Genomic DNA, 24,433 nt, shown 5'->3' on the forward strand with positions numbered 1-24,433 from the left:
CATTCGGCAACACAGCTCTTGACGTGCACGGAACGCCGGAGAAAGACTCCCGTCCATCGGTCGGCATTGTCGAACACCTACCGGCAATAAGCGCTAGAGTGTGGCAACGCCATGGGCCGGCATCGCTCTCACCCCCGAGGGCGGCTCGAACCCCCGGAGGGACCCGGGGTTCGGTCCCCTGGACGAAGGACAAAGGAGTCGCGGGTGTCCAGCTCCGACATCTTCATCGGCGAGACCATCGGTACCGCCATACTCATCCTGCTCGGCGGCGGCGTCTGCGCGGCCGTCACACTGAAGGCCTCCAAGGCCCGTAACGCCGGCTGGCTCGCCATCACCTTCGGGTGGGGTTTCGCCGTTCTGACGGCCGTGTACACCTCGGCGCCGCTCTCCGGCGCCCACCTCAACCCGGCCGTGACGGTCGCACTCGCGATCAAGGACGGCGACTGGAGCAACGTTCCGACCTACTTCGCCGGACAGCTCCTCGGCGCCATGATCGGCGCGGCACTGGTCTGGCTGGCCTACTACGGCCAGTTCCACGCCCACCTCACCGACCGTGAGATCGTCGGCGGCCCCGGTGCCCAGTCCACGGCGGCCAAGGCCGTGGAGGCACAGGAGAAGGGCGCGGGCCCGGTCCTGGGCGTCTTCTCCACCGGCCCGGAGATCCGCAACGTCGTGCAGAACCTCGCCACGGAGATCATCGGCACGGTCGTGCTCGTGCTCGCCGTCCTCACTCAGGGCCTGAACGACAAGGGCAACGGTCTGGGCACCCTGGGCGCACTGGTCACCGCGCTCGTGGTCGTCTCGATCGGCCTGTCCCTCGGCGGCCCCACCGGCTACGCGATCAACCCGGCCCGTGACCTCGGTCCGCGCATCGTCCACGCCCTCCTGCCCCTGCCCAACAAGGGCGGCTCCGACTGGGCCTACGCCTGGATCCCCGTCGTCGGCCCGCTGATCGGCGGGGCGATCGCCGCAGGCATCTACAACGTCGCATTCGCATAGGCCAGGCTGCACCTTGCACCGCCAGCACGCGCCGTACGTACTGCCACTCACCCACGGAACTCCCAGGAGCACACAGTGACCGACGCCCACACCGCCGGCCCCTTCATCGCGGCGATCGACCAGGGCACCACGTCTTCCCGCTGCATCGTCTTCGACCGCGACGGGCGCATCGTCTCCGTCGACCAGAAGGAGCACGAGCAGATCTTCCCCAAGCCGGGCTGGGTCGAGCACGACGCGAACGAGATCTGGACCAACGTCCAGGAGGTCGTCGCCGGAGCCGTCGAGAAGGCCGGCATCACCCGGGACGACATCAAGGCCATCGGCATCACCAACCAGCGTGAGACCACGCTGCTGTGGGACAAGAACACCGGCGAGCCCGTCCACAACGCCATCGTCTGGCAGGACACCCGCACCGACGGCCTGTGCCGGGAGCTCGGCCGCAACGTCGGACAGGACCGCTTCCGCCGCGAGACGGGCCTGCCGCTCGCCTCGTACTTCGCCGGCCCCAAGGCCCGCTGGCTGCTGGACAACGTCGAGGGCCTGCGCGAGCGCGCCGAGGCCGGCGACATCCTCTTCGGCACCATGGACACCTGGGTCATCTGGAACCTGACCGGCGGCGTCGACGGCGGCAAGCACTACACCGACGTCACCAACGCCTCCCGCACCATGCTGATGAACCTGCACACCCTGGAGTGGGACGAGAAGATCGCCGAGTCCATCGGCGTCCCCCTCGCGATGCTCCCCGAGATCCGCTCCTCCGCCGAGGTGTACGGCGAGATCAGCGGCGGCAGGCTCGGCGACCTGCTGGGCGGCATCCCGGTCGCCTCCGCGCTCGGCGACCAGCAGGCCGCCCTGTTCGGCCAGACCTGTTTCGCCGAGGGCGAGGCCAAGTCGACCTACGGCACCGGCACGTTCATGCTGATGAACACCGGCGAGAAGATCATCAACTCCTACTCCGGGCTGCTGACCACCGTCGGCTACCGCATCGGCGACGACAAGCCGGTCTACGCCCTCGAAGGCTCCATCGCCGTCACCGGTTCGCTGGTGCAGTGGATGCGCGACCAGATGGGCCTGATCTCCACCGCCGCCGAGATCGAGACCCTCGCGCTCTCGGTCGAGGACAACGGCGGCGCGTACTTCGTGCCGGCCTTCTCCGGCCTGTTCGCCCCGTACTGGCGCTCCGACGCCCGCGGTGTGATCGCCGGCCTCACCCGGTACGTCACCAAGGCGCACCTCGCGCGCGCCGTCCTGGAGGCCACCGCCTGGCAGACCCGTGAGATCACCGACGCCATGACCAAGGACTCCGGCGTCGAGCTCGCGGCCCTCAAGGTCGACGGCGGCATGACCTCCAACAACCTGCTGATGCAGACCCTCTCGGACTTCCTGGACGCGCCTGTGGTGCGCCCCATGGTCGCCGAGACGACCTGCCTCGGCGCCGCCTACGCCGCCGGCCTCGCCGTCGGCTTCTGGACCAGCACCGACGACCTGCGCGCCAACTGGCGCCGGGCCGCCGAATGGACCCCCCGCATGGACGCGGACACCCGCGACCGTGAGTACAAGAGCTGGCTCAAGGCCGTCGAGCGGACCATGGGCTGGCTCGAGGACGAGAGCTGACGAGAGCCGGCTCCCCGCTTCGAAGCCGGCCGCGGCCGGAGCTCACATGAGGAGTAAGAACCCGATATGACCAGTCAGTCCACCCTCCAGTCCGTGCCTGCCCTGGGCACGCACCCGGCCTCCGGCTCCAACCCGAGCCGGGCCGAGACCCGGGAGCAGCTCGCAAAGGCGTCGTACGACCTCCTCGTGATCGGCGGCGGCATCCTGGGCATCTCCACCGCCTGGCACGCCGCGCAGTCCGGCCTGAGGGTGGCCCTGGTCGACGCCGGCGACTTCGCCGGCGCCACCTCCTCCGCCTCCTCCAAGCTGCTCCACGGCGGTCTGCGCTACCTGCAGACCGGCGCGGTGAAGCTGGTGGCGGAGAACCACTTCGAGCGCCGTGCGGTCTCCCGCCAGGTGGCCCCCCACCTGGCGAACCCGCTCACGTTCTACCTCCCGGTGTACAAGGGCGGGCCGCACGGCGCGGCGAAGCTCGGGGCGGGCGTGTTCGCCTACTCCGCCCTGTCGGCCTTCGGCGACGGGGTGGGCCATCTGCTCTCCCCCGCCAAGGCCGCGCAGGACGTGCCCGAGCTGCGCACCGACAACCTCAAGGCCGTGGCCGTGTACGGCGACGACCAGATGAACGACGCCCGGATGGCGCTGATGACGGTCCGCGCGGCCGTCGAGGCGGGCGCGGTGGTGCTCAACCACGCCGAGGTGAAGGGACTGCGCTTCACCCGCGGCCGGGTCACCGGCGCCGATCTGCACGACCGGGTCTCCGGCGACGAGTTCGGCGTGAACGCCCGTCTGGTGCTGAACGCGACCGGGCCGTGGGTGGATCACCTGCGCCGGATGGAGGACGAGAACGCGGCGCCGTCGATCCGGCTGTCGAAGGGCGCGCACCTGGTCCTGAAGCGCACCTCGCCCTGGCGGGCCGCGCTGGCCACCCCGATCGACAAGTACCGCATCACCTTCGCCCTCCCCTGGGAGGACATGCTGCTGCTCGGCACCACCGACGAGGAGTACGAGGGTGACCCGGCCGACGTCGCCGTCAACGACGCCGACATAACCCAGATCCTGGACGAGGCCGCGTTCTCGATCCGGGACCAGCAGCTCAGCCGTGATCTGATCACCTACTCCTTCGCGGGCCTGCGGGTGTTGCCGGGTGGTCCCGGCGACACGGCCAAGGCCAAGCGGGAGACCGTCGTCACCGAGGGCCGGGGCGGCATGCTGTCCGTCGCGGGCGGCAAGTGGACGACGTTCCGCCACATCGGCCGGACGGTGATGCAGAAGCTGGAGGCGCTGCCGGGCCACCCGCTCGGCGACGACTTCGAGCCGATCTCCTCGCTGCCGAAGAAGCTGCCGCTGCCGGGTGTCGCCAACCCGCGGGCGATCGCCCACCGGCTGCTGGTGGACAACCCGGCACCCGGCCCGCGCATGGCCGCCGACACCGCCAAGCACCTGGCGACGCACTACGGTTCGCTGGCCTTCGACATCGCCCGGCTGGCGAACGAGAACCCGGAGCTGGGCGAGCGGGTCCACCCGGACGCCCCCGAGATCTGGGCGCAGGTCGTCTACGCCCGTGACCACGAGTGGGCCGAGACGGCGGACGATGTGCTGCGCCGCCGTACGACGCTGACCATCCGCGGTCTGGCCTCGGACGAGGTCCGGGCGAAGGTGCAGAACCTCCTCGAGAAGAAGTAGTCCCGCCGGCGGCCTCGTCGAGGGCCGACACCGTGAGAGGGGCGTCTCCGCATGCCGGAGGCGCCCCTCTCGGCGTGGGGAGTTGTGACGCCCGGTTGACCGCCGACGGTCGAGCCGTGAGCGGCTTCGGGGGACGGGTGTTCGGGGGTCGGGATCGGGGCAGTGATCCGTTCACTCCCCCGTGCGAGGGGGCTGCGGGCGCCCCCGCGGAACGCCGTAAGGTTGGGTGGTCAGGCGAGGGCACGTCGGAAGGAGGCGCTGGGTGATCGAGCTCGAGGGGGTTCCCGAGCTGATCGACCCGGTCATGGTGGCCGCGTTCGAGGGCTGGAACGATGCCGGCGACGCCGCCTCCACCGCGGTCGCGCATCTGGAGCGGGAGTGGAAGGGCGAGGTGTTCGCGGCGCTGGACGCCGAGGACTACTACGACTTCCAGGTGAACCGCCCCACGGTGTTCATGGAGTCCGGCGTCCGCAAGATCACGTGGCCGACGACGAGGCTGTCGGTGGTGCGGGTCGGCGGTGAGAAGCCTCGCGATCTGGTGCTGGTGCGTGGGATCGAACCGTCCATGCGCTGGCGCTCGTTCTGCAACGAGTTGCTCGGCTTCGCCCACGAGCTGGGCGTGGAGCTGGTGGTCATCCTGGGCGCCCTGCTCGGCGACACCCCGCACACGCGTCCCGTGCCGATCAGCGGGACCACGTCCGACGCCGACCTGGCCCGGCGGATGGACCTGGAGGAGACCAAGTACGAGGGTCCGACGGGCATCGTCGGCGTCCTCCAGGAGGCGTGCACGCACGCGGGCGTGCCGGCGGTGAGCCTGTGGGCGGCGGTGCCGCACTATGTGTCGCAGCCGCCCAACCCCAAGGCGACGCTGGCTCTGCTGAACCGTCTGGAGGACCTGATCGACCTGCGGATCCCGCTGGGCGAACTGCCCGAGGACGCCCGGGCGTGGCAGACGGGGGTGGACCAACTCGCCGCCGAGGACAGCGAGGTGGCCGAGTACGTCCAGACGCTGGAGGAGGCCCGGGACACCGCGGAGCTGCCGGAGGCGTCGGGTGAGGCGATCGCCCGCGAGTTCGAGCGGTATCTGCGGCGCCGGGACGGCGGTGGTCCGCCCGATCCCGGTGAGCGGACCCGCCCGCCGAGGCCGCCCAAGCCGGCGAGCGACGACGAGGACTCGTCGGAGGACTGAAGCCCTGCGCGGGGAGCAGGCGGGGGAGGGCGGTGCGCGTCGGCGCACCGCCCTCTCGTCGTCAGACGCGGTCCACGGCCACCACGTCGTAGTCGGTGGTGGGCGTCGGGGGGACGTCGAAGCGGGCGTTCGGCAGGTAGAGGCGGTCTCCCCACGCCGCGGCCGTCGTCGGGATGCGGAAGCGCGGGTCGGTGATCCGGGCGATGGCGGTGCCCCGGGTGCCGGCCGCGTTCAGCCGGAAGACGTCGATCGCGTTCTGCCGCTGCTGGACGGCGTAGAGGATCCGGCCGAGCAGGAGCAGGCCGTCGCCGTTGGGCAGCCGGGCCGGCCCGAGGTCGACCGCGCGGGCGGCTCCGGTGGCCGGGTCGACCCGCATCAGGCCGCCGCCGTCGGCGGCGGTGTCGACCACCAGCAGCGCCCTGCCGTCGGGGGTGCGTTCGATGCCGTTGGCGGTGAACTCGTCGCCCTGCACCCAGTCGCCGCTCAGCGGCAGGTTCTCCAGTGCCTGCGGCGTGCCGTGCCGGCCGAGGACCAGTTTGTAGAGCCGGGGTGCGAAGGAGTCGGTGAACCAGGCGGCGCCCGGGGTGAGGATCACGTCGTTCACGAAGACGCCGCCGGTGGCGTGGACCTGCTCGGTCTCGCCGGTGTGGGCGTCGGCGACGCGGATCTCGCCGCTCGGGCCGCCGGCCAGGAAGAGCCGGTGGTGCCGGTCGATCTTCAGTCCGACGGTGGGGTGGCCCTCGCCGAGGCCCTTGACGGCGAGGGAGCCGCGGCCGGTGGCGAGGCTCACCCGGTGGACGTCGCCGTTCGCGAGGGAGCCGAGGTAGGCGTGGGGGCGGCTGCCGATGGTTATGCCCTCGGGCTGGAAGCCGTCGGGCAGGGGGAACGCGGCGGGCCATGCCGTGCCGCGCGCGCCGGCGGCGTGGGCGGTGGTGGCGCCGGCGCCGCCGAGGAGCGCCGCGCCGGACAGGGCGGCGGTCGCGGTGAGAAGTCTGCGGCGGGCTAAGGACCGTTCTGTGGATGCCACTGTGCGTCCTTCCGCGTGGGGGCCGGCTCGTGGCCGGCGGAGCGGTTGTCGTGAACGCTCACACCCCATCACATGACAGGCGTCACCGGCAGCCTGACGACGGGCCGGGCGGGGGAACGGCACGTGCCCTTCCGCTTCGGGGGTGTTGCTCCCGAGGGGAAGGGCACGTGCCGGTTCTCCCGCGCGGGTTACAGCGCCACGCCGAGCAGGGCGTCCACCGCTCGCGACACGACGCCGGGCGCCCCGGTGTCCGTGCCGCCCCGCTCCTGCTGGAGCGCGGCCCAGCGGTCGACGGCGGCCAGCGCGGCGGGGGCGTCCAGGTCGTCGGCGAGGGCGTCGCGGATCTCCTCGACGAGGGCCTCGGCGGGCGGGCCGTCGGGCCGGGAGACGGCCGCGCGCCAGCGCCCGAGCCGGTCCTGCGCGTCGGGGAGCGCCTGGTCGGTCCACTCCCAGTCGGCGCGGTAGTGGTGGGCGAGCAGGGCGAGCCGGATCGCCGCCGGGTCGACGCCGTCGCGGCGCAGTTGCGAGACGAAGACGAGGTTGCCCTTGGACTTGGACATCTTCTCGCCGTCCAGGCCGACCATGCCGGCGTGGACGTACGCCTTGGCCATGGGGAACTCGCCGGTGAGGGCCTGGGCGTGGGAGGCGCCCATCTCGTGGTGCGGGAAGGCGAGGTCGGAGCCGCCGCCCTGGAGGTCGAAGCCCATGCCGAGGTGGTCCAGGGCGATGGCGACGCACTCGATGTGCCAGCCGGGGCGGCCGCGGCCCAGGGAGGCGCCGTCCCAGCTGGGCTCGCCGTCTCGGGCGGCGGTCCACAGCATCGGGTCGAGCGGGTTCTTCTTGCCGGGGCGGTCGGGGTCGCCGCCGCGTTCGGCGGAGAGCAGCCGCATGGCGGCGGCGTCCAGGCGGGACACCTTGCCGAAGTGCGGGTCGGACTCGACGGAGAAGTAGACGTCGCCGTCCAGTTCGTAGGCGGCGCCGGCGTCGCGGAGCCGCTCGACGAGGGGCACGATGCCGGGTATCGCCTCGACGGCGCCGATGTAGTGGCGCGGCGGGAGCATGCGCAGGGCGGTCATGTCCTCGCGGAAGAGGGCGGTCTCCTTCTCGGCGAGGGCGGTCCAGTCGACGCCGTCGCGCTGGGCCCGCTCCAGGAGCGGGTCGTCGACGTCGGTGACGTTCTGGACGTAGTGGACCTGCCGCTTGGTGTCGAGCCACACGCGCTGCACGAGGTCGAACGCGTTGTAGGTGGCCGCGTGACCCATGTGGGTCGCGTCGTACGGCGTGATACCGCAGACGTAGATTCGGGCGACGGGACCGGGGTCGAGGGTGACGAGGCCGCCGGTCGCGGTGTCGTGGATCCTCAGGTCGCGGCCCTGACCAGGCAGGGCGGGGACCTCGGAAGCGGGCCAGGCATGCATGTCATGAGCCTAACCGGACCGGAGTTCCCGTTACGAACCGGTGCCCGCCGGTTGACCGGGAAGGCACTCTTGCGCGTACGTCGCGGGTGTGGTCAGACGGGGGGCCAGGGGATCGCCGGCCAGTCGCCGCCGGGCGCGGGGTGTCTGCCGGAGGCCAGCAGGGCGTCGACGCGCGCGCGAGTGGCGTCGGTCTCCGCCGGTGTGATGAGCCCGGCAAGGACGCCGGTCAGCTCCCCCGCCGGTTCGAGGGCGGTGCGCAGGCGCTCCAGGGCTTCGACGGCGTCCGGGGTGAGGGGTTCCCCGGCCCAGCCCCACAGCAGGGTGCGGAGTTTGTTCTCGGCGTTGAACGTGACGCCGTGGTCGATGCCGTACAGGTGCCCGGTGTCGGTGGTCAGGAGGTGGCCGCCCTTGCGGTCGGCGTTGTTGACGACGGCGTCGAGGACGGCGAGCCGCCGCAGCCGTTCGTCGTCGGCGTGCACGAGGAGCGCCGTGCGGCCCTCGCCGACGTCGGCGAGGCCGATCGCCTTCCAGCCGGGCTCCGGTTCCTCCGCGTCGACGAGGGCGAGCAGCCCGTCCTGCGCGGAGGCCTCGATCCACAGCTGGCACATGCCTTCGCCGTACGGTCCGTCGCGCAGCACGGTGGGCGGTACGAGCCCCCAGCCGGTGGCCTCGGAAACGGCGTACGCGGCGACCTCCCGCTGGGCGAGGGTGCCGTCGGGGAAGTCCCACAGGGGCCGCTCCCCCGCGACGGGTTTGTACACGCAGGCCGCTTCGCGGCCCTCGTGGGCGACCGTGCAGTAGAGGGCCGCGTTGGAGGCGTCCTGGATGCGTCCGCGCACGGTCAGCTCGCCCCGGGCGAGCAGGTCGGCGAAGGCGGGGCCGGCGGTCGTCACGCCCCGCGGCGGTATCCGTTCTGGCGCGGACATACGTGTCCTTCCGGGTCGAGCGGCAGACTGCACAGCGGGCACGGCGGCCGGCCGGCGTTGACGACGTCGAGGGCCCGCTTGGCGAAGGCCCGGGCCTGGGCGCCGGTGAGGCGGACCCGCAGCATCGGTGGCCCGTTCTCCTCGTCCTGGAGGAGCCGCTCCTCCGCTTCGGCGAGGTCTTCCTCGGAGTCGGCGTCGAGTTCCACGAGTGCCTGCGCCTCGACGATCATGCGCTGTTCCTCGCCGTCCCAGGCGAGGGCCATGGTGCCGACGCGGAACTCCTCCTCGACCGGCGTTTCGAGGGGCGCGGTGTCGGCGACCTCGGCGGGCGCCACGGCGGGCACGGCGGCGCTCCCGCCGCTACGGCGTACGACCTCGTCCAGCAGCTCGTCCATGCGCTCGGCGAGTGCGGCGACCTGGGTCTTCTCCAGGGCCACACTGGTCACCCGGGAGCCTGCGGCGGCCTGGAGGAAGAAGGTACGGCGTCCGGGCAGTCCGACCGTACCGGCCACGAAGCGGTCCGGGGGGTCGTAGAGGAACACCTGACGGGACACGTCCTGTCTCCATGGGAATCGTGGGTACGTGAACGTCCATGCGTGAACGTGCGTATGCGGACCGCTTCACCCTACTGCGGCCGACGATCACGGTGCGCCCGCACCGCCCCCTACCGCGGCGTCCTCGGCGGGGGGCTCCTCGCGGGGCGTCAGGGAGGCGAAGTCGCCGGTGTCGCCGAGGCGGACGAGGAAGGGCCGCACGCGGGTGTAGCGGATCGCGGTGATGGAACACGGTTCGACGGAGATCCGCTGGAAGAGGTCGAGATGGAGTCCGAGGGCGTCGGCGACGAGCGACTTGATGATGTCGCCGTGCGAACACATGAGGTAGACGGCGTCGGCGCCGTGGTCACGCTCCACGCGCGCGTTCCACTCGCGGACCGCTTCGGCGGCGCGGGTCTGCATGGCGCGCATCGACTCGCCGCCCGGGAAGGCGGCCGCGGAGGGGTGCGCCTGGACGATGTCCATGAGCGGTTCGTCCTTCAGCTCGGCGAGCTTGCGGCCCGACCAGTCGCCGTAGTGACACTCCCCGATCCGTTCGTCGGTGTGCGCGGGCAGGCCGGGGCGGGCGTCGAGGAGGGGCTGGACGGTTTCCTGGCAGCGTTGCAGGGGGCTGGCGACGACCTCGGCGATCGGCAGTCCGGCGAGCCGTCCGGGGAGTGCGGCGGCCTGCTCGGCGCCGCGCTCGTCGAGGGCGACGCCGGGCGTCCAGCCGGCGAGGAGGCCTGCGGTGTTGGCGGTGGACCGTCCGTGCCGGACGAGGATCAGCGTGGGCATGCGGCCCAGGGTAGGCGTACGCCGGGGGGCGAAGAGGAACGGCCGAAGGGAGAACACGCTCCGTGATCGTGGACTGTGCCATTTACCGTGACGGGCACCGCAGTGAGGGCCCGCAGGACTTCTCCGACGCGCTGGACGAGGCGCGCGCCGCGGGCGGTTTCGTATGGATCGGGCTGCATGAGCCCACCGAGAAGGAGTTCGACCACGTCACGCGGGAGTTCGCGCTGCACCCGCTGGCGGTGGAGGACGCGTTGAAGGCCCATCAGCGGCCCAAGCTGGAGGTGTACGACGATTCGCTGTTCCTGGTGCTGAAGCCGGTGGTGTACGAGCAGGAGAGCGACACGGTGTCCTCGGGCGAGGTCATGGTCTTCATCGGCGACTCGTTCGTGGTGACCGTGCGGCACGGTGAGGGCGCTCCGCTGGCGGCGGTGCGGCAGCGGCTGGAGCACGAGCCGGAGCTGCTGGCGAAGGGGCCGACGGCGGTGCTGTACGCGATCGCCGACGCGACGGTGGACCACTATCTGGATGTGGCGACGGAGTTGCAGACGGACCTGGAGGAGTTGGAGGCGGAGGTGTTCTCCCCGGACGGCGGCGGTTCGCGGCACACGGCGTCGCGGATCTACACGTTCAAGCGGCAGGTGCTGGAGTTCCGCCGGGCGACCGGTCCGCTGGCGCCGCCGATGTCGCGGCTGGCGGGCACGGGGGCGATGGGGTCGACTCTGCCCTTCGTCAACGACAAGGCGCGGCCGTTCTTCCGTGACGTCAGCGATCACCTCGCGCGCGTGAACGAGTCCGTGGAGGGCCTGGACCGACTGGTGTCGGACATCCTGTCGGCTCACTTGGCGCAGATGAGCGTCCGCCAGAACGACGACATGCGGAAGATCTCCGCGTGGGCGGCGATGGCGGCGGTGCCGACGATGATCGCGGGCATCTACGGCATGAACTTCGAGCACATGCCGGAGCTGCATTGGGTGTGGTCGTATCCGCTGGTGATAGCGGTGATGGCCGTCCTGGAGGTGGGCCTGTACCGGATGTTCAAACGGCGGGGCTGGCTGTAGTCGCGGGTTCGGGGCCGCCGAGGGCGTTGGTGCGCCGCGGTGGCTTCAGGGTGACCATGCGGTGCCAGCCGGCGAGGCGTTCCCAGGCGTGGACGGCGTGGATGCCGGCGGCGAGGGCGGCCCGTTTGGGGCGGCTCCAGCCGAGGAGGCGGCCCATGTGGGCCATGACGGCGAGGCTGACGTCGCGGTAGACGCGGATCTCGGCGAGCGCGCATCGGCGCAGGGTGCGCTGGATGGTCCGGCCGTGTCCCGCGCGCGCGTAGCGCAGCAGTTCCTCGTGGCAGTAGGCGAGGTGGTTGTCCTCGTCGTGGGAGATCATCTTCACCGCGCGGCCGAGGTCGGGATGGTCGCCGAAGTGCTTGCGCAGCAGCCGCATCTGTTCGGAGGCGCGTTGTTCGGTGACGCGGCTGTGGGCGAGGTAGGTGACGATGTCGGGCACGGTGAGCGGCTCGTCGGCCCGGAGTCTGTCGTGGGGGAGGCCGATGCCCTCGCGCTCCAGGAGCATCGTGTAGTCGGTCTCGGGGGGTACGGGGGCGGGTGACAGGCCCCGTTTCCTCAGGAGGGCTTCGAAGATCCGGCCGTGTTTGTCCTCGTCGGCCCCGTGCCGGGCGATCTTGGGGGCGAGGTCGCGTTCGGCGGGTGGGACGAGGGCGGCGATCCGGGCGTTCTCCCAGCCGCCCTGGGATTCGCCGCCGGCGGCGATGGAGCAGAACAGGCGGAACGACTCGTCGTCGTCGAGGATCTCCTGGAAGAGGTTCTTGGCCGAAAGCATGGGGGGGCACCTCTCTGCATACCGGGAGAACGAGTCAAGTGCGGTATGAGAGGGGCTGCAACAGGTGCGCCGGACGGCTCGGCCGAAAAGGTGACGGCGTCGCTCGCCGCGGGAGCGTAACCGGCCGGGTTCCGGCGCGTTGTTCCCCGTGACGGCCGTGGCGGGGAAGACCCCCGAGCCCCCACCACGGCCGCTGAACTTCTGGAGGGTCCTACGCCAGGCCGGAGAGCTCCAGGGCCTCCGCGCCGGCCCGCAGGGAGGCGAGGCGCTCGTCGAGGGAGAAGCCGGCGGGGGCGAGGCTGAGGGTGGTGACCCCGGCCGCGGCGTAGGCCTTCATCCGGTCGGCGATGCGCTCCACGGAGCCGAGCAGCGTGGTGCTGTCGATCAGGTCGTGCGGCACGGCGGCCGCGGCGCCCTGCTTGTCGCCGGAGAGGTACTTCTCCTGGATCTCGGTCGCCGCCTGCTCGTAGCCCATGCGGCGGGCGAGCTGGTTGTAGAAGTTCTGCTTGGGGCTGCCCATGCCGCCGACGTAGAGGGCGGTGTAGGGGCGGAAGGCGTCGGCGAGCCGCTCGATGTCCTTGTCCTCGCCGACGGCGAGCGGCAGCGTCGGGCAGACGTCGAAGCCGTCCAGCGTCTTGCCGGCCTTCTCGCGGCCCGCGCGCAGGTGCTTGACGGCGGTGTCCTCGAGGTGGTCCGCCGAGGGGAAGATCAGCAGGGCGCCGTCGGCGATCTCGCCGGTCTGCTCCAGGTTCTTCGGGCCGATCGCGGCGATGTACAGCGGGATGTGCTCGCGCTGCGGGTGCACGGTCAGCTTGATGGGCTTGCCGGGGCCGCCGGGCAGCGGCAGCGTCCAGTGCTCGCCCTCGTAGGACAGCCGCTCCCGCGTCATCGCCTTGCGGACGATCTCGACGTACTCACGCGTGCGTGACAGCGGCTTGTCGAACTTGACGCCGTACCAGCCCTCGGAGACCTGCGGGCCGGAGACGCCGAGGCCGAGACGGAAGCGGCCGCCGGACAGCGAGTCGAGGGTGGCGGCGGTCATCGCGGTCATCGCCGGCTGGCGGGCCGGGATCTGGAAGATGGCCGAGCCGACGTCGATCCGCTCGGTCTGGGCGGCGACCCAGCTGAGCACGGTGGCCGCGTCCGAGCCGTAGGCCTCGGCGGCCCAGCACACGGCGTACCCCAGCCGGTCGGCCTCCTGGGCCACGGCGAGGTTGTCCCCGTCCATTCCGGCACCCCAGTAGCCGAGGTTGATCCCGAGCTGCATGGCCGATTCCCCTTACTGATCAGTAACGACGCTGTTCCCGGAGACAGTAGCGCGGGGCCGCCCGCCGGGTCAGGTCGGTGTGGCGAGGGTCGCGTCCGCCGGGCGGGCCTCCGGCCTGCGCCGATCCGGGGCGCGGCGGCCGGAACCGTTGTCCACAGGCAACCCATGGCCCAGTTCTGGCCAGTAATCTCGGCGTCCATGGAGCAGAGGCATCTCGGCCGTACGGGCCTGCGCGTGTCCCGGATCGGGCTCGGCACCCTGACCTGGGGCCGCGACACCGACGAGCATGACGCCGCGGACCTCCTGAAGACGTTCTGGGAGGCGGGCGGCACCCTCGTCGACACCGCGGACGTGTACGGCGACGGGGAGGCCGAGTACCTGCTGGGGCGGCTCATGGACGGGCTGATCCCGCGCCGGGATCTGGTCCTGTCCACGAAGGCGGGCAGCGTGCCCGACCCGGACCGGCGTTTCGACGGCTCCCGCGGGCATCTCCTCGCCGCGCTGGACGCCTCGCTCGCCCGCCTCGGCACCGACCACGTCGACGTGTGGCACGTGCACGCGTACGACCCGGACACGCCGCTCGAGGAGACGCTCCAGGCGCTCGACATCGCGGTGGCCAGCGGGCGCGCCCGGTACGCCGGGGTCTCCGACTTCTGCGGCTGGCAGCTCGCCAAGGCCGCGACCTGGCAGCTCGCAGCGCCGGGCACGCGCACCCGGCTGGCCGGCACGCAGATGGAGTACTCGCTGCTCCAGCGGGGCGTGGAGCGGGAGGTGCTGCCGGCCGCGCTGGATCTGGGCATCGGGCTGCTGCCGTCCTCTCCGTTGGGGCGGGGCGTGCTCACCGGCAAGTACCGGGGCGACGCGCTGCCCCCGGACTCACGCGGCGCCTCCGAGCACTTCGCGCCGTTCGTGGAGCCCTATCTCGACGACACGGCGAGTCGCATCGTGGACGCGGTGACGACTGCGGCGGACGGGCTCGCGGTCACCCCGCTGCAGGTGGCCCTGGCGTGGGTCCGCGACCGGCCCGGCGTGACCGCGCCGATCATCGGCCCGCGCAACGCGCTGCAGCTCACGGGGGCTTTGTCAGTGGAGGCCCTTAGTCTTCCTGACGAGATCTGCCGCGCGCTCGACGATGTGTCGGCGCCGGTGCACCGCTATCCCGATCACGACTGGAGCACGCTGTGAGCACGGAGCCGGACCCCCCGGAGCACGAGGCGCCCACCGGGCCGGCCACCCCGGAGACGGGCCCTTCGCAGACGGAACCGACGCCGGCCGAGACCGCAGAGTCCACCGAGGTCACCGAAACCGGTGAGAGCACCGCGGACTCGGAGGCCGCGGCCCCCGCCGTCGACGCACCGCCCGGCGAGCCCGCGGAGCCTGCGGCGGACGCTCGGGCCGAGGGTGAGGAGGGGCAGGTTTCCGAGGCCGAGGCGGAGCTCGCCGCTCAGAAGGTGGAGCGGGAGCGGATCGAGCGGCGCAAGGCCGAGCGGCAGGGGCCCGTCGAGGCGGGCGGCAAGCTCAGCGGGAAGGCCGCCGATCTGCTCGCCGCGGTGCGGGCCGTGGAAGGCGGCGCGAAACCGGCCGCCACGGTCTTCGCCGACCCCGAACCCGCCCCGCGCCGCCCCGCCGCCCGGGAACCCGTGCGCCGCCCGCAGCCCGCCCCCGCGCCCGCCCCTCAGGGGCCCGCGCCGGAGACCGTGGAGGCCGTGCGCCGCGTTCTCACCGGCGCGGGCGCCCCCGAGTCGCTCGCGCCGCAGGTCGCGGCCGTGCTCGGCGAGGGCGCCGGGGAGACGCTGGCCGAGGATCCCTGGCAGTTGCTGCGTGTCCCGGGGGTCCGGCCGGAGCAGGCCGACGGCTTCGCGCGGGCGCTGCTCGGCCCCGACTGCGCGCCCGACGACGAGCGGCGCGCCCGCGCGGTCACGGTGTGGCTTCTGGAGCAGGCCGCCCTGGCCGGGCACACCGCGCTGGAGCTGCCCGCGCTGACCACCGCGCTCGGCAGGCAGGGCGTCCGGGACGCCGACGCGGCCGTGCAGAGCACCCTCGCCGAGGGCGAGGCCCTCGTCTTCCAGGACGCCCTGGACGAGGCCGGGGCCACGAAGCCCGCCGACGCGTCCAGGGAGGGCGAGGAGGGGGACGAGGAGGCTCGTCCGGTCCGGGTCCTGGTCGGGCTGGAGCGGTACGCGCTCGCGGAGGAGAGCCTCGCCGACGGCCTGGCCCGGGTGGCCACCTCGCCGGCCGAGGACGCCCCGGCGCGGTGGGAGCAGGCCGTGGCGGGGGCGTCCGGCGGCGCGGCCGAGCTGATCCGCGCGGTCGCCGGGCACGGACTGGTGCTGCACACCGGCGGCGAGGCCGCCCGCGCCGAGCCGGCGGCCCTGCTCGCCGCCGCCCGGTCTCTCGGCCTGCGCGCGGTCGCCGCGTGCCACACCCCGGACGGGCGGCGGCGCTTCGCCGCCCTGCTGAAGGAGCCGGGCGGGGACGTGGTCACCGTCGCCGGTCTGCTCACGGGCGCCGAGGGGCCCGGCCGGGACGCCGACGGCGCCCTGGCCCTCGATCTGCTGATCCTTCCGGACACGCCGCAGCTCGACGTGGAGAGCGCCGCGGTGCTGGTGGAGTCCCTGCCGGACGGGGCGCGGCTGGTGCTCGGCGGGGACCCGGCGCTGCTGTGGTCGGCCGGCCCCGGCCGGGTCTTCGCCGACCTGCTCGCGGCGCGCGTGTGCCCGCAGATCGCCTCGCGCACGCCCGACCCCGGGCCGCTGGGCGAGCTGACCTCGGGCATCGGCGTCGGTGAGCTGAACCAGGTCGAGGCGCCCGGCAAGGAGCTGGTGATCGTGCCGGTGCGCGACGCGGGCGAGGCCGTGCACAGGACCGTGCAGGTCGTCGCGGACTCCGTGCCGCGCGCCTTCGGCATCGCCCCTGAGCAGGCGGTGGTCATCACCCCGGGCCACGGTGGCGCGGCGGGCACACGCGCGTTGAACGCGGCGCTCAAGGAGCGCCTCAACCCCGGCCCGGGCCGCTTCGGCGGCTTCGACCCCGGCGACCGGATCGCGTACACGCCCGCGCCGGGCCGTACGGTGCCGGGTCAGGTGGTGGGAGCAGACGCGGACGGCCTGCACCTGTCCTGCGCGGACACCGCCGTGGTCGTGCCGAAGGAGCGCGTGGAGCAGTCGGTGCGGCACGGGTGGGCGCTCACGGCGCACCAGGCGGTGGGCGGCCGGTGGCCTGCGGCGGTCGTGGTGCTGCCGGGCGACGCGGCTCAGGCCCTGTCCCGCCCCTGGGTGTACACGGCGTTCGGGTGCGCGGAGCGCCATCTGTCCGTGGTGCACGGGGTCGAGCAGGCCCTGCCCCGGGCGGTCGCCGAGGTCGGGCCGAAGCCCCGCACGACGCGGCTGCCGGCGCTGCTGCGCGCCCAGGTGCCGGCGGCGGGCTGACGCGGACGGCGGCGGTCACGGCGGGTCTCCCCTGCCGTCGACCGCCGCCGTCACCGCGCGCGTCACGTCATGTACTGCCTCACGGCGTCACCGGTCGGCGCGATGCCCGTCCAGCGGCGCCGCGCCCTCGTCGTCCGTGTCGTCGTCCACGTCGTCCAGCTCGTCGTCGAAGACCGAGCTCACGTCGAAGCGGCACACCACCTGCTCGGGGTCGGGCTGGTCGAACGGCGTCTCCAGCCAGTCGCCGGGGTCGGCCGGTTCGTCGGCGGCCACGACCCAGAGCGTGGAGTCGCCCTCCTCCAGGCCGAACTCCTTGTGCCGGGAGGCGATCTCGTCCGGCTCGAACTCGCCGAAGAGCAGACCGAGCGCCCCGTGGACGGTGCCGGAGGCCTCCGTGTCCGTGCCGGCGCCGTCGGACTCCGCCGCCTCGACCCGCTGGGCCTGCGCCAGCAGCCGCTGCGGTTCCGCCACGGAGTAGTCGCGGCGGATCAGCACGCTGAGCGCGTTCGGTTCCTCGGGACCCGCGTACGGCGGCAGCGCGTCCTCCGCGGCGGGGATCTCGAAGGGGGTGACCTCGTCGTAGCGGTCGTAGAGCAGTTCGTCGTACGCCTCGGCGGCCGCGGCCAGCTGGTTGAAGGCCTCGTAGACGGCCTGGTCGTCCTCTCCCGTCCTGCGTTCGACCGCGGCCAGGTGGCGGTCGAGCGCGGTCTTGACCGCCTCGGCGGCGGCGCGTACCTCGGCAGCGGTGGGCTGCGCAGCATCAGACATAGTGCAGACGCTATCCGTACCGGGCCCCAGACCGCACAATAGATGCGATGCCGGAATACGAATTTGTCGACGTGTACGTACCGCGCGGGGTGTCCCGCAGCGAGGCGACACGACTGCTGACGGACCACGCGGAGTACGGAAACTGGGAGCTGCACCGTCTGAGCCTGTTGCGGGACGGCAGCCGCAGGGTGCGGTTGAGGCGACGGATCATCCGCCAGGTGCGGGCCACTTGGTGAGCCGAGGATGACGCGAACGGAGCGGGCCCCGCCGAGGCGGGGCCCGCTCCGTCGTACGCGGTGCCGTGGGGGTGCCGGCTACGCCTGGGGGCGCGCCTTGCGGTAGAGGACCGCGCCCGCGAGCAGCGCGCCGGCGCCGACGGGCACGGCGAGGCCCAGCGGGAGTTCGCTGCCGGTGGTGGCGAGCTGTGCGGTGGCCGGGCCGGCGGGCCGGTGTGCGGTGGAGGAGTCCGCCGGGGTCACGTGGCGCGGCGTGGACGGCTTGCCCTCGGGCGTGGTCGGGCTGGAGGTGCCCGGGTTGGTCGGGGTGGTCGGGGTGCCGGGGTTCTGGTTGCCGGGCTCGGGGGGCTGGTGCTCGCCGCCGGGCGGCGTGCCGTAGTCCCAGTCGGGGGCGGGGCGGCTGTCGTTGTCGCAGCGGTTGCCCATGGTCGGGTTGAGGATGCCGACGGCGTCGATGCCGTTGCCGCAGACGTTCACCGGCACGTGGACGGGCGCCTGGACGTGGTTGCCGGAGCCGATGCCGGGCGAGCCCTCGGTGTGGCCGCCCGCGTGCGCGCCGCCGTAGCCGCCGTGCGCGCGGGAGCCGCCGTGGCCGCCGCGGTCGTCGTGGCCGCCGTAGCCGCCCTGGTCGCCGTAGCCGCCGTGACCGCCGTAGCCGCCCCGGTCGCCGTGACCGGAGTGGCCGCCGTCGCGTCCCTCCGACCGGCCGCCGCGGTCACTCCGGTTGGAACAGGCGTTGCCCATGGCCGGGTTGAGGGCGCCGATGACGCTGACGGTGTTGCCGCAGACGTTGATCGGCACGTCCACCGGCACCTGGACGGTGTTGCCCGAGAGCACGCCGGGCGAGTGGGACGCGCCCGACTGCGCACCGGAGTCGGCGTGGGCGTAGCCGCCTGCGGCGGCGATCACGCCCGTGGCGGCCGCCACGGTCATGAGGCCTTTGCGGGTGACCTGTCGCATGACTGAATCCCTTGCTTTCTTCGTCGAATGTCTTCGGCGTTTCACGCCGACAAGGAATGCCTCGAGAAAAAGACCGGTAGGCCCCGGAGCGCATGGCGTGCGCTCCGGAGCCGACGGTGTGGACGGACCCCTCAGCGGGTCGAGGTCACTTGTTGAGGCAGGCGTTGCCGAAGGCCGGGTTCAGCGCACCGATCGCCGAGATCGTGTTCCCGCAGACGTTCACCGGGATGTGCAGGGGCGCCTGGATCACGTTGCCGGAAACGACACCCGGGGAGTGCGCGGCGGCGGCCTGAGCACCCGAGTCGGCGGCGGCCATGCCCGCGCCCGCGAGAACCAGCCCACCGGTGGCAGCCGCAGCGGCGACGACCTTCTTGATCATTGTTCCTCCTTGTTGGCAAACCTTGTCGGCAAAGCGATCCCAAGCAGCGGATCGCATCACCAGTAACGAGGAGGAATTAGTGGGGCTACGCGCTTATCGGCGCATTCACTCGTCCCAGTCATGTCCGTACAGGCGGCCGAATGCCGAAGTGTCGATTCAGCGGGAGGAATCAGGACGCGTCGATGAAGCGGTCGAGCACCCGCACGCCGAACTGGAGCCCGTCCACCGGCACTCGCTCGTCGACGCCGTGGAACATGCCGGCGAAGTCCAGCTCCGGCGGCAGCTTGAGCGGGGCGAAGCCGAAGCCGCGGATGCCGAGGTCGTCGAAGGACTTGGCGTCGGTCCCGCCGGAGAGCATGTACGGGATGGCCTTCGCGGTCGGGTCCTCGGCGAGCAGCGAGGACTGCATGGCCTCCACCAGCGCCCCGTCGAAGGTGGTCTCGACGGCCTTGTCGGCGTGCACGTCCTCACGGCGCACGTTCGGGCCGAGGATGCGGTCCAGGTCGGCGAGGAACTCCTCCTCGTGTCCGGGCAGGAAGCGGCCGTCGACGTGGGCGGTGGCCTCGCCGGGAATCACGTTGACCTTGTAACCGGCGCCCAGCTGCGTCGGGTTGGCGGTGTTGCTCAGGGTCGCGCCGATGAGCTTGGCGATGCCGCCGAGCCGGGCGAGCGTCGACTGCATGTCCTCCGGGTCCAGTTCGGTGCCGAGCGCGTCGCCGAGCTCGTCGAGGAAGGCCCGGGTGGTCTTGGTGACCCGTACGGGGAAGCGGTGCCGGCCGAGGCGGGCGACGGCCTCGGACAGCTCGGTGATCGCGTTGTCACGGTGGATCATCGAGCCGTGCCCGGCGGTGCCGGCGACGGTCAGCTTCATCCAGTGCATGCCCTTCTCGGCAGTCTGGATCAGGTAGAGCCGCCGCTTGTCGTCGACGGTGAAGGAGAAGCCGCCCACCTCGCTGATCGCCTCCGTGACGCCCTCGAAGAGCTCCGGGTGGCGGTCGACGAGGTGGCGTGCGCCATAGGTGCCGCCGGCCTCCTCGTCGGCGAGGAAGGCGAGCACGATGTCGCGCGGGGGCCTGCGGCCCGAGCGCAGCCGGTCACGGACGACCGCGAGGGTCATCGCGTCCATGTCCTTCATGTCGACGGCGCCCCGTCCCCACACGCACCCGTCGGCGACCTCGCCGGAGAAGGGGTCGTGGGTCCAGTCGGCCGCGTTGGCCGGTACCACGTCGAGGTGGCCGTGGATGAGCAGCGCGGGCCGGCTCGGGTCCGTGCCCTCGATGCGGGCCACGGTGGAGGCGCGGCCCGGGTGCGACTCGAAGATCCGGGGCTCCAGCCCCACCTCGGCGAGCTTCTCGGCGACGTACTCGGCCGCCTTGCGCTCACCCGGACCCGAGTGGTCGCCGTAGTTGCTGGTGTCGAACCGGATCAGGTCGCGGCAGAGGTCCACGACCTCGTCCTCGCCGGTGACGCCCCTGGCCGTGTCGTCCGTCGCGCTCACGCTGCTTCCTCCCGCTGTCACTGCTGGTGGTCCCGTTCATCCTCCCTCTCCCCCGCCGCTCGCCCAAGAGCGCTCCCGGCCCGTCACACGCCGTTCACGCCCGGCCCGTGATCGGGCACCCTCGAAAGCCTGGTAATGTTTACGTCGTCGCCGCGGGGAAAACCCGCACGACAGACACCTTGTCCGGGTGGCGGAATGGCAGACGCGCTAGCTTGAGGTGCTAGTGCCCTTTATCGGGCGTGGGGGTTCAAGTCCCCCCTCGGACACTGAAGATGAGTGAGGGCCGCCACCGTCGAGGTCGCGGCCCTCAGTCGTGTCCGGGGGCGTGTCACGGCCGCGCTCGTCGGGGTCCGGAGCCCTTCGGTGGCTCGGTGCGGGCGCCCGGCACAATGGTGGGCATGTCCCGACGTACCGCCCGCTCCGGGCGTCCGGCCCGGCCCGCCCGTGCCGCCGCCGCTGCCGCCGTCTGTCCTTGCGGTCTGCCCGAGGCCTACGAGGCCTGCTGCGGTCGTTTCCACTCCGGCGCGGCCGTCGCGCCGACCGCCGAGGCGCTGATGCGTTCGCGGTACAGCGCCTTCGTGCGGGGCGACGCTGGCTATCTGATGCGGACCTGGCATCCGCGGACCCGGCCTGCGGGGCTCGACCTCGATCCCGGCACGCGGTGGACCGGCCTGGAGATCCTCGCCACGGCCGAGGGCTCCGCGTTCCACTCCACCGGCGTGGTGGAGTTCCGGGCGTCGTACCGGGGCGGGTCACTGCGCGAGCGGAGCCGGTTCGAGCGGGTGGACGGAGCGTGGGTGTACGTGGACGGGGAGTTCCCGGACACGGCCTGACCCTCGGCCTTACGGGGCGAGGATGTCCAGTTCCTTGAGGGCGCCCGCGGTGACCTCCCGGGTCAGCCGCTCCGCGCGCTCGGCGTCGCCCTCGCGGACCGCCTCGGCGAGTTGCACGTGCAGGGTGACGGCGGCCGGGTCGGGGTCGTGGAACATGACCTCGTGCTGGGTGCGGCCGGTGAGGACCTCCGCGACGACGTCGCCGAGGCGGGCGAACATCTCGTTGCCGGAGGCCGTGAGGATCACCCGGTGGAAGGCCACGTCGTGGAAGAGGTACCCCTCCAGCCTGTGGCCGCGTGAGTTCGCGACCATGCCGAGTGCGCACTCGGTCAGTTCGGCGCACTGCTCCGCCGTGGCGTGCCGGGCTGCCAGGCCCGCCGCGACCGGCTCGATCGCCGAGCGCAGCACGGTGAGCGAGCGCAGTTGGTGGGGCCGGTCGGCGCCGGCCAGCCGCCAGCGGATGACCTGTGGGTCGTAGACGTTCCACTCCGCCTTGGGGCGGACCGTGACGCCCACGCGGCGGCGGGACTCGACCAGGTGCATGGACTCCAGCACGCGGACCGCCTCGCGCATCACGGAGCGGGAGACGTCGAAGCGCTGGGCCAGTTCGTCGGTCCGCAGCACGCTCCCCGGCGGGTAGTCGCCCGCCGTGATCGCGGGGCCGAGGGCGTCCAGTACTCGGCCGTGCAGACCCCGGCCCGGAGTGGTCATGCACTCAGCGTACGGGGTGGATCAAGGACTCAAAAAGTCAGACTTATTTGTCACAGTCTCTTGAATTCGTCGTACCTAATGCGTTTCAGTGTCGTCGACATCAGGTGTCGAGGAAGACAGTGAGGCAGAGATGCGCACCCCGCATGTCGTCGTGGTGATGGGCGTCGCCGGCACGGGCAAGACCACGATCGGTCCCCTGCTCGCGGCCCGGCTGCGCGTCCCGTACGCCGAGGGTGACGACTTCCACCCGCCGGCGAACATCGCCACGATGTCGGCCGGCACCCCGCTCGACGACGACGACCGGTGGCCGTGGCTGGACGCCATCGGCGCCTGGGCGCACGGGCGGGCAGGGCTCGGCGGGGTGGTCAGCTGCTCGGCGCTCAAGCGGTCCTACCGCGACCGGCTCCGGGCCGCCGCGCCCGGTGTGGTGTTCGTGCACCTCACGGGCGACCGGGCGTTGATCGAGGACCGGATGGGGCAGCGGCAGGGGCATTTCATGCCGACCGCGCTGCTCGACTCCCAGTTCGCCGCGCTCCAGCCGCTGGGCGCGGACGAGGCCGGGGCGGCGGTCGACGTCTCCGGCTCCCCCGAGGAGATCACCGAGCGGGCCGCCAAGGCCCTGGCGGAGCTTCCGGACGCGTCATAGCCGGAGGCACCCGGAGCGGTAGGACCCGCGGGCACCCCCCGTAGCGGTAGTCCCTGCGTGCCCGTAGTACCACCGGCGCTTGCACTCCTCGCACCCGTAGTACCCCGAAGCACCCGTACCCGTAGTCCCCCATACCCGTAGTCCCCGTACCCGTAGTACTCGCACCACCCCCTTCCCCCGTCCCCGCATCTGCAAGGAACCCCCGTGACCAGACTCAGCGTCGAGATGCTGGCAGCGGACTCGGCCGAGCCCATCACCTCGGCCGGCCACGCGCAGCTGGGCATCGCCGTGCTGGCGGGCATCGCCCTCATCGTCCTGCTCATCACCAAGTTCAAGCTTCACGCCTTCCTGGCGCTGACCATCGGCTCGCTCGCGCTCGGCGCGTTCGCCGGGGCGCCGCTGGACAAGGCCATAGCCAGCTTCACCACCGGGCTGGGCACCACGGTCGCCGGTGTGGGCGTGCTGATCGCGCTCGGCGCGATCCTCGGCAGGCTGCTCGCCGACTCCGGCGGCGCCGACCAGATCGTCGACACCATCCTCGCCAAGGCGGGCGGCCGTTCCATGCCGTGGGCGATGGTGCTGATCGCCTCGGTGATCGGTCTGCCGCTGTTCTTCGAGGTCGGCGTGGTGCTGCTGATCCCGGTGGTGCTGATGGTCGCCAAGCGGGGCAACTACTCGCTGATGCGGATCGGCATCCCGGCGCTGGCCGGTCTGTCCGTGATGCACGGGCTGGTGCCGCCGCACCCCGGCCCGCTGGTCGCGATCGACGCGATCGGCGCCGACCTGGGGGTGACGCTCGCGCTCGGCGTGCTCGTGGCCGTCCCGACCGTCGTCATCGCCGGCCCGGTCTTCTCCCGTTTCGCCGCCCGCTGGGTGGACGTCCCGGCCCCGGACCGCATGATCCCGCAGCGGCCGTCGGAGGAACTGGAGCGGCGGCCCGGCTTCGGCGCGACGCTGGCGACCATCCTGCTGCCGGTGGTGCTGATGCTGGCGAAGGCGCTGGTCGACATCGTCGTGGACGACCCCGACACCACCGTGCAGCGCGTGTTCGACGTCGTCGGCTCGCCGCTGATCGCCCTGCTCGCCGCCGTGCTCGTGGGCATCTTCACGCTGGGGAGGCCGGCCGGGTTCTCCAGGGAGCGCGTCTCGCAGCTCGTCGAGAAGGGGCTCGCGCCGATCGCGGGCATCCTGCTGATCGTCGGCGCGGGCGGCGGCTTCAAGCAGACGCTGATCGACTGCGGCGTCGGGCAGATGGTGCTGGACGTCTCCAAGGACTGGTCGATCCCGGCCCTGCTGCTGGCGTGGCTGATCGCGGTGGCGATCCGGCTGGCCACCGGTTCGGCGACGGTGGCGACGATCTCGGCGGCCGGGCTGGTCGCCCCGCTGGCCGCCGACATGTCGACGGCCCACGCCGCCCTGCTGGTCCTGGCCATCGGCGCCGGCTCGCTCTTCTTCAGCCATGTCAACGACGCCGGGTTCTGGCTGGTGAAGGAGTACTTCGGGCTGAGCGTCGGGCAGAACATCAAGACCTGGTCGGTGATGGAGACGATCATCTCCGTGGTCGCCGGCGGGCTGGTGCTGCTGTTGTCGCTGGTCATATAGAGGTAGGGGCGAACCCCCAAGAGGGCGTCAGGGGCGTGCGGGTGGTCCGCGCGCCCCTTCCGCGTTACGGTCACCGGCGCCTCTCCGCATC

General features: G+C 72.3%; 23 protein-coding genes and 1 tRNA gene. 12 read left to right on the plus strand and 12 right to left on the minus strand.

What is annotated here, in order from left to right:
• Window positions 1–204: 204 nt before the first annotated feature.
• From ACIOC0_RS24380 to ACIOC0_RS24395, 4 genes are all read left to right on the plus strand, one after another.
• The gene (locus tag ACIOC0_RS24380; protein WP_402157491.1) at window positions 205–999 is read left to right on the plus strand and encodes an MIP/aquaporin family protein; all 795 of its coding nucleotides are present in this window, start codon (window positions 205–207) and stop codon (window positions 997–999) included.
• Window positions 1,000–1,074: 75 nt separating this feature from the next.
• The gene (gene glpK / locus ACIOC0_RS24385) at window positions 1,075–2,613 is read left to right on the plus strand and encodes a glycerol kinase GlpK (RefSeq protein ID WP_130444189.1); all 1,539 of its coding nucleotides are present in this window, start codon (window positions 1,075–1,077) and stop codon (window positions 2,611–2,613) included.
• Between the two features lie 66 nt (window positions 2,614–2,679).
• Window positions 2,680–4,296, plus strand: a complete 1,617-nt coding sequence (locus tag ACIOC0_RS24390; protein ID WP_402157493.1) for an FAD-dependent oxidoreductase — start codon at window positions 2,680–2,682, stop codon at window positions 4,294–4,296.
• Between the two features lie 262 nt (window positions 4,297–4,558).
• Window positions 4,559–5,485 (plus strand): PAC2 family protein, encoded by a 927-nt coding sequence (locus ACIOC0_RS24395; RefSeq protein ID WP_402157495.1) that lies wholly within the window; start codon window positions 4,559–4,561, stop codon window positions 5,483–5,485.
• Window positions 5,486–5,546: 61 nt separating this feature from the next.
• Here ACIOC0_RS24395 and ACIOC0_RS24400 read toward each other — a convergent pair whose 3' ends face one another.
• From ACIOC0_RS24400 to ACIOC0_RS24420, 5 genes are all read right to left on the minus strand, one after another.
• Window positions 5,547–6,512, minus strand: a complete 966-nt coding sequence (locus tag ACIOC0_RS24400; RefSeq protein ID WP_402157497.1) for an SMP-30/gluconolactonase/LRE family protein — start codon at window positions 6,510–6,512, stop codon at window positions 5,547–5,549.
• Window positions 6,513–6,700: 188 nt separating this feature from the next.
• Window positions 6,701–7,930 (minus strand): cysteine--1-D-myo-inosityl 2-amino-2-deoxy-alpha-D-glucopyranoside ligase, encoded by a 1,230-nt coding sequence (mshC, locus tag ACIOC0_RS24405; protein WP_402157499.1) that lies wholly within the window; start codon window positions 7,928–7,930, stop codon window positions 6,701–6,703.
• Window positions 7,931–8,022: 92 nt separating this feature from the next.
• Window positions 8,023–8,856 (minus strand): SCO1664 family protein, encoded by an 834-nt coding sequence (locus ACIOC0_RS24410; RefSeq protein ID WP_402157500.1) that lies wholly within the window; start codon window positions 8,854–8,856, stop codon window positions 8,023–8,025.
• A complete protein-coding gene (locus ACIOC0_RS24415; RefSeq protein WP_351097470.1) occupies window positions 8,820–9,410 on the minus strand; it encodes a DUF3090 domain-containing protein in 591 nt (196 codons plus the stop codon). The genes ACIOC0_RS24410 and ACIOC0_RS24415 overlap by 37 nt, the downstream gene beginning before the upstream one ends.
• Before the next feature lie 87 nt (window positions 9,411–9,497).
• Entirely contained in the window at window positions 9,498–10,184 is a 687-nt protein-coding gene (locus ACIOC0_RS24420; RefSeq protein WP_130444175.1) for a histidine phosphatase family protein, read from the minus strand.
• A 62-nt stretch (window positions 10,185–10,246) separates the two neighbouring features.
• On the opposite strand from ACIOC0_RS24420, the gene corA reads away from it, so the two are divergent.
• Window positions 10,247–11,242: a magnesium/cobalt transporter CorA gene (corA, locus tag ACIOC0_RS24425; protein ID WP_402157501.1), complete on the plus strand. Its 996-nt coding sequence runs from the start codon at window positions 10,247–10,249 to the stop codon at window positions 11,240–11,242.
• On the opposite strand, the gene ACIOC0_RS24430 is transcribed toward corA, so the two are convergent.
• Complete coding sequence (locus ACIOC0_RS24430) at window positions 11,220–12,014, minus strand: ferritin-like domain-containing protein (RefSeq protein WP_402157503.1); 795 nt, start codon at window positions 12,012–12,014, stop codon at window positions 11,220–11,222. The two genes, corA and ACIOC0_RS24430, sit on opposite strands and share 23 nt — an antisense overlap.
• A 211-nt stretch (window positions 12,015–12,225) precedes the next feature.
• Window positions 12,226–13,281 carry an LLM class F420-dependent oxidoreductase gene (locus tag ACIOC0_RS24435; RefSeq protein WP_402157504.1) on the minus strand — a complete coding sequence of 352 codons (1,056 nt, stop codon included), beginning with the start codon at window positions 13,279–13,281 and terminating at the stop codon, window positions 12,226–12,228.
• Window positions 13,282–13,479: 198 nt separating this feature from the next.
• Here ACIOC0_RS24435 and ACIOC0_RS24440 point away from each other — a divergent pair, with 198 nt between their 5' ends.
• Together ACIOC0_RS24440 and ACIOC0_RS24445 are read left to right on the plus strand one after the other, a co-directional pair.
• Window positions 13,480–14,466: an aldo/keto reductase gene (locus ACIOC0_RS24440; protein WP_130444167.1), complete on the plus strand. Its 987-nt coding sequence runs from the start codon at window positions 13,480–13,482 to the stop codon at window positions 14,464–14,466.
• A complete protein-coding gene (locus tag ACIOC0_RS24445) occupies window positions 14,463–16,709 on the plus strand; it encodes a helix-hairpin-helix domain-containing protein (RefSeq protein ID WP_402157506.1) in 2,247 nt (748 codons plus the stop codon). Before ACIOC0_RS24440 ends, ACIOC0_RS24445 begins: the two co-directional genes overlap by 4 nt.
• Window positions 16,710–16,796: 87 nt before the next feature.
• Here the strand turns inward: ACIOC0_RS24445 and ACIOC0_RS24450 are convergent, their stop codons facing one another.
• Window positions 16,797–17,477, minus strand: coding sequence for a hypothetical protein (locus ACIOC0_RS24450; protein ID WP_402157508.1), 681 nt, complete (start codon window positions 17,475–17,477; stop codon window positions 16,797–16,799).
• Window positions 17,478–17,524: 47 nt separating this feature from the next.
• Between ACIOC0_RS24450 and ACIOC0_RS24455 the strand changes: the two genes are divergently transcribed.
• Window positions 17,525–17,713 (plus strand): DUF5703 family protein, encoded by a 189-nt coding sequence (locus ACIOC0_RS24455; protein WP_130444161.1) that lies wholly within the window; start codon window positions 17,525–17,527, stop codon window positions 17,711–17,713.
• A 78-nt stretch (window positions 17,714–17,791) separates the two neighbouring features.
• Here ACIOC0_RS24455 and ACIOC0_RS24460 read toward each other — a convergent pair whose 3' ends face one another.
• The 3 genes from ACIOC0_RS24460 to ACIOC0_RS24470 form a co-directional block, all read right to left on the minus strand.
• Entirely contained in the window at window positions 17,792–18,673 is an 882-nt protein-coding gene (locus ACIOC0_RS24460) for a chaplin (RefSeq protein ID WP_402157511.1), read from the minus strand.
• 145 nt (window positions 18,674–18,818) lie between these two features.
• Window positions 18,819–19,052 (minus strand): chaplin, encoded by a 234-nt coding sequence (locus tag ACIOC0_RS24465; RefSeq protein WP_402157513.1) that lies wholly within the window; start codon window positions 19,050–19,052, stop codon window positions 18,819–18,821.
• 169 nt (window positions 19,053–19,221) lie between these two features.
• On the minus strand, window positions 19,222–20,550 hold the full coding sequence (locus ACIOC0_RS24470) for a M20/M25/M40 family metallo-hydrolase (protein ID WP_402157515.1): 1,329 nt from the start codon (window positions 20,548–20,550) through the stop codon (window positions 19,222–19,224).
• A gap of 181 nt (window positions 20,551–20,731) precedes the next feature.
• Between ACIOC0_RS24470 and ACIOC0_RS24475 the strand changes: the two genes are divergently transcribed.
• Together ACIOC0_RS24475 and ACIOC0_RS24480 are read left to right on the plus strand one after the other, a co-directional pair.
• Window positions 20,732–20,816, plus strand: a tRNA-Leu gene (locus ACIOC0_RS24475).
• Between the two features lie 132 nt (window positions 20,817–20,948).
• The gene (locus tag ACIOC0_RS24480) at window positions 20,949–21,383 is read left to right on the plus strand and encodes a YchJ family protein (protein ID WP_402157516.1); all 435 of its coding nucleotides are present in this window, start codon (window positions 20,949–20,951) and stop codon (window positions 21,381–21,383) included.
• A 9-nt stretch (window positions 21,384–21,392) separates the two neighbouring features.
• On the opposite strand, the gene ACIOC0_RS24485 is transcribed toward ACIOC0_RS24480, so the two are convergent.
• On the minus strand, window positions 21,393–22,094 hold the full coding sequence (locus ACIOC0_RS24485; protein ID WP_356681641.1) for a FadR/GntR family transcriptional regulator: 702 nt from the start codon (window positions 22,092–22,094) through the stop codon (window positions 21,393–21,395).
• Window positions 22,095–22,224: 130 nt separating this feature from the next.
• On the opposite strand from ACIOC0_RS24485, the gene ACIOC0_RS24490 reads away from it, so the two are divergent.
• Both ACIOC0_RS24490 and ACIOC0_RS24495 read left to right on the plus strand, forming a co-directional pair.
• On the plus strand, window positions 22,225–22,740 hold the full coding sequence (locus ACIOC0_RS24490; RefSeq protein ID WP_402157517.1) for a gluconokinase: 516 nt from the start codon (window positions 22,225–22,227) through the stop codon (window positions 22,738–22,740).
• Window positions 22,741–22,944: 204 nt separating this feature from the next.
• On the plus strand, window positions 22,945–24,342 hold the full coding sequence (locus ACIOC0_RS24495; protein WP_402157519.1) for a GntP family permease: 1,398 nt from the start codon (window positions 22,945–22,947) through the stop codon (window positions 24,340–24,342).
• Window positions 24,343–24,433 lie beyond the last annotated feature (91 nt).

This window comes from Streptomyces sp. NPDC088254 (assembly GCF_044740925.1).
Classification (GTDB): Bacteria; Actinomycetota; Actinomycetes; order Streptomycetales; family Streptomycetaceae; genus Streptomyces.

Bases quoted from the DNA above. Each gene is read 5' to 3' on its own strand.
- ACIOC0_RS24390 (WP_402157493.1), top strand. From the start codon at position 2,680: ATGACCAGTCAGTCCACCCTCCAGTCCGTGCCTGCCCTGGGCACGCAC.
- mshC (WP_402157499.1), bottom strand. From the start codon at position 7,930: ATGCATGCCTGGCCCGCTTCCGAGGTCCCCGCCCTGCCTGGTCAGGGC.
- ACIOC0_RS24410 (WP_402157500.1), bottom strand. From the start codon at position 8,856: ATGTCCGCGCCAGAACGGATACCGCCGCGGGGCGTGACGACCGCCGGC.
- ACIOC0_RS24420 (WP_130444175.1), bottom strand. From the start codon at position 10,184: ATGCCCACGCTGATCCTCGTCCGGCACGGACGGTCCACCGCCAACACC.
- ACIOC0_RS24430 (WP_402157503.1), bottom strand. From the start codon at position 12,014: ATGCTTTCGGCCAAGAACCTCTTCCAGGAGATCCTCGACGACGACGAG.
- ACIOC0_RS24435 (WP_402157504.1), bottom strand. From the start codon at position 13,281: ATGCAGCTCGGGATCAACCTCGGCTACTGGGGTGCCGGAATGGACGGG.
- ACIOC0_RS24440 (WP_130444167.1), top strand. From the start codon at position 13,480: ATGGAGCAGAGGCATCTCGGCCGTACGGGCCTGCGCGTGTCCCGGATC.
- ACIOC0_RS24450 (WP_402157508.1), bottom strand. From the start codon at position 17,477: ATGTCTGATGCTGCGCAGCCCACCGCTGCCGAGGTACGCGCCGCCGCC.
- ACIOC0_RS24455 (WP_130444161.1), top strand. From the start codon at position 17,525: ATGCCGGAATACGAATTTGTCGACGTGTACGTACCGCGCGGGGTGTCC.
- ACIOC0_RS24460 (WP_402157511.1), bottom strand. From the start codon at position 18,673: ATGCGACAGGTCACCCGCAAAGGCCTCATGACCGTGGCGGCCGCCACG.
- ACIOC0_RS24465 (WP_402157513.1), bottom strand. From the start codon at position 19,052: ATGATCAAGAAGGTCGTCGCCGCTGCGGCTGCCACCGGTGGGCTGGTT.
- ACIOC0_RS24480 (WP_402157516.1), top strand. From the start codon at position 20,949: ATGTCCCGACGTACCGCCCGCTCCGGGCGTCCGGCCCGGCCCGCCCGT.
- ACIOC0_RS24485 (WP_356681641.1), bottom strand. From the start codon at position 22,094: ATGACCACTCCGGGCCGGGGTCTGCACGGCCGAGTACTGGACGCCCTC.
- ACIOC0_RS24490 (WP_402157517.1), top strand. From the start codon at position 22,225: ATGCGCACCCCGCATGTCGTCGTGGTGATGGGCGTCGCCGGCACGGGC.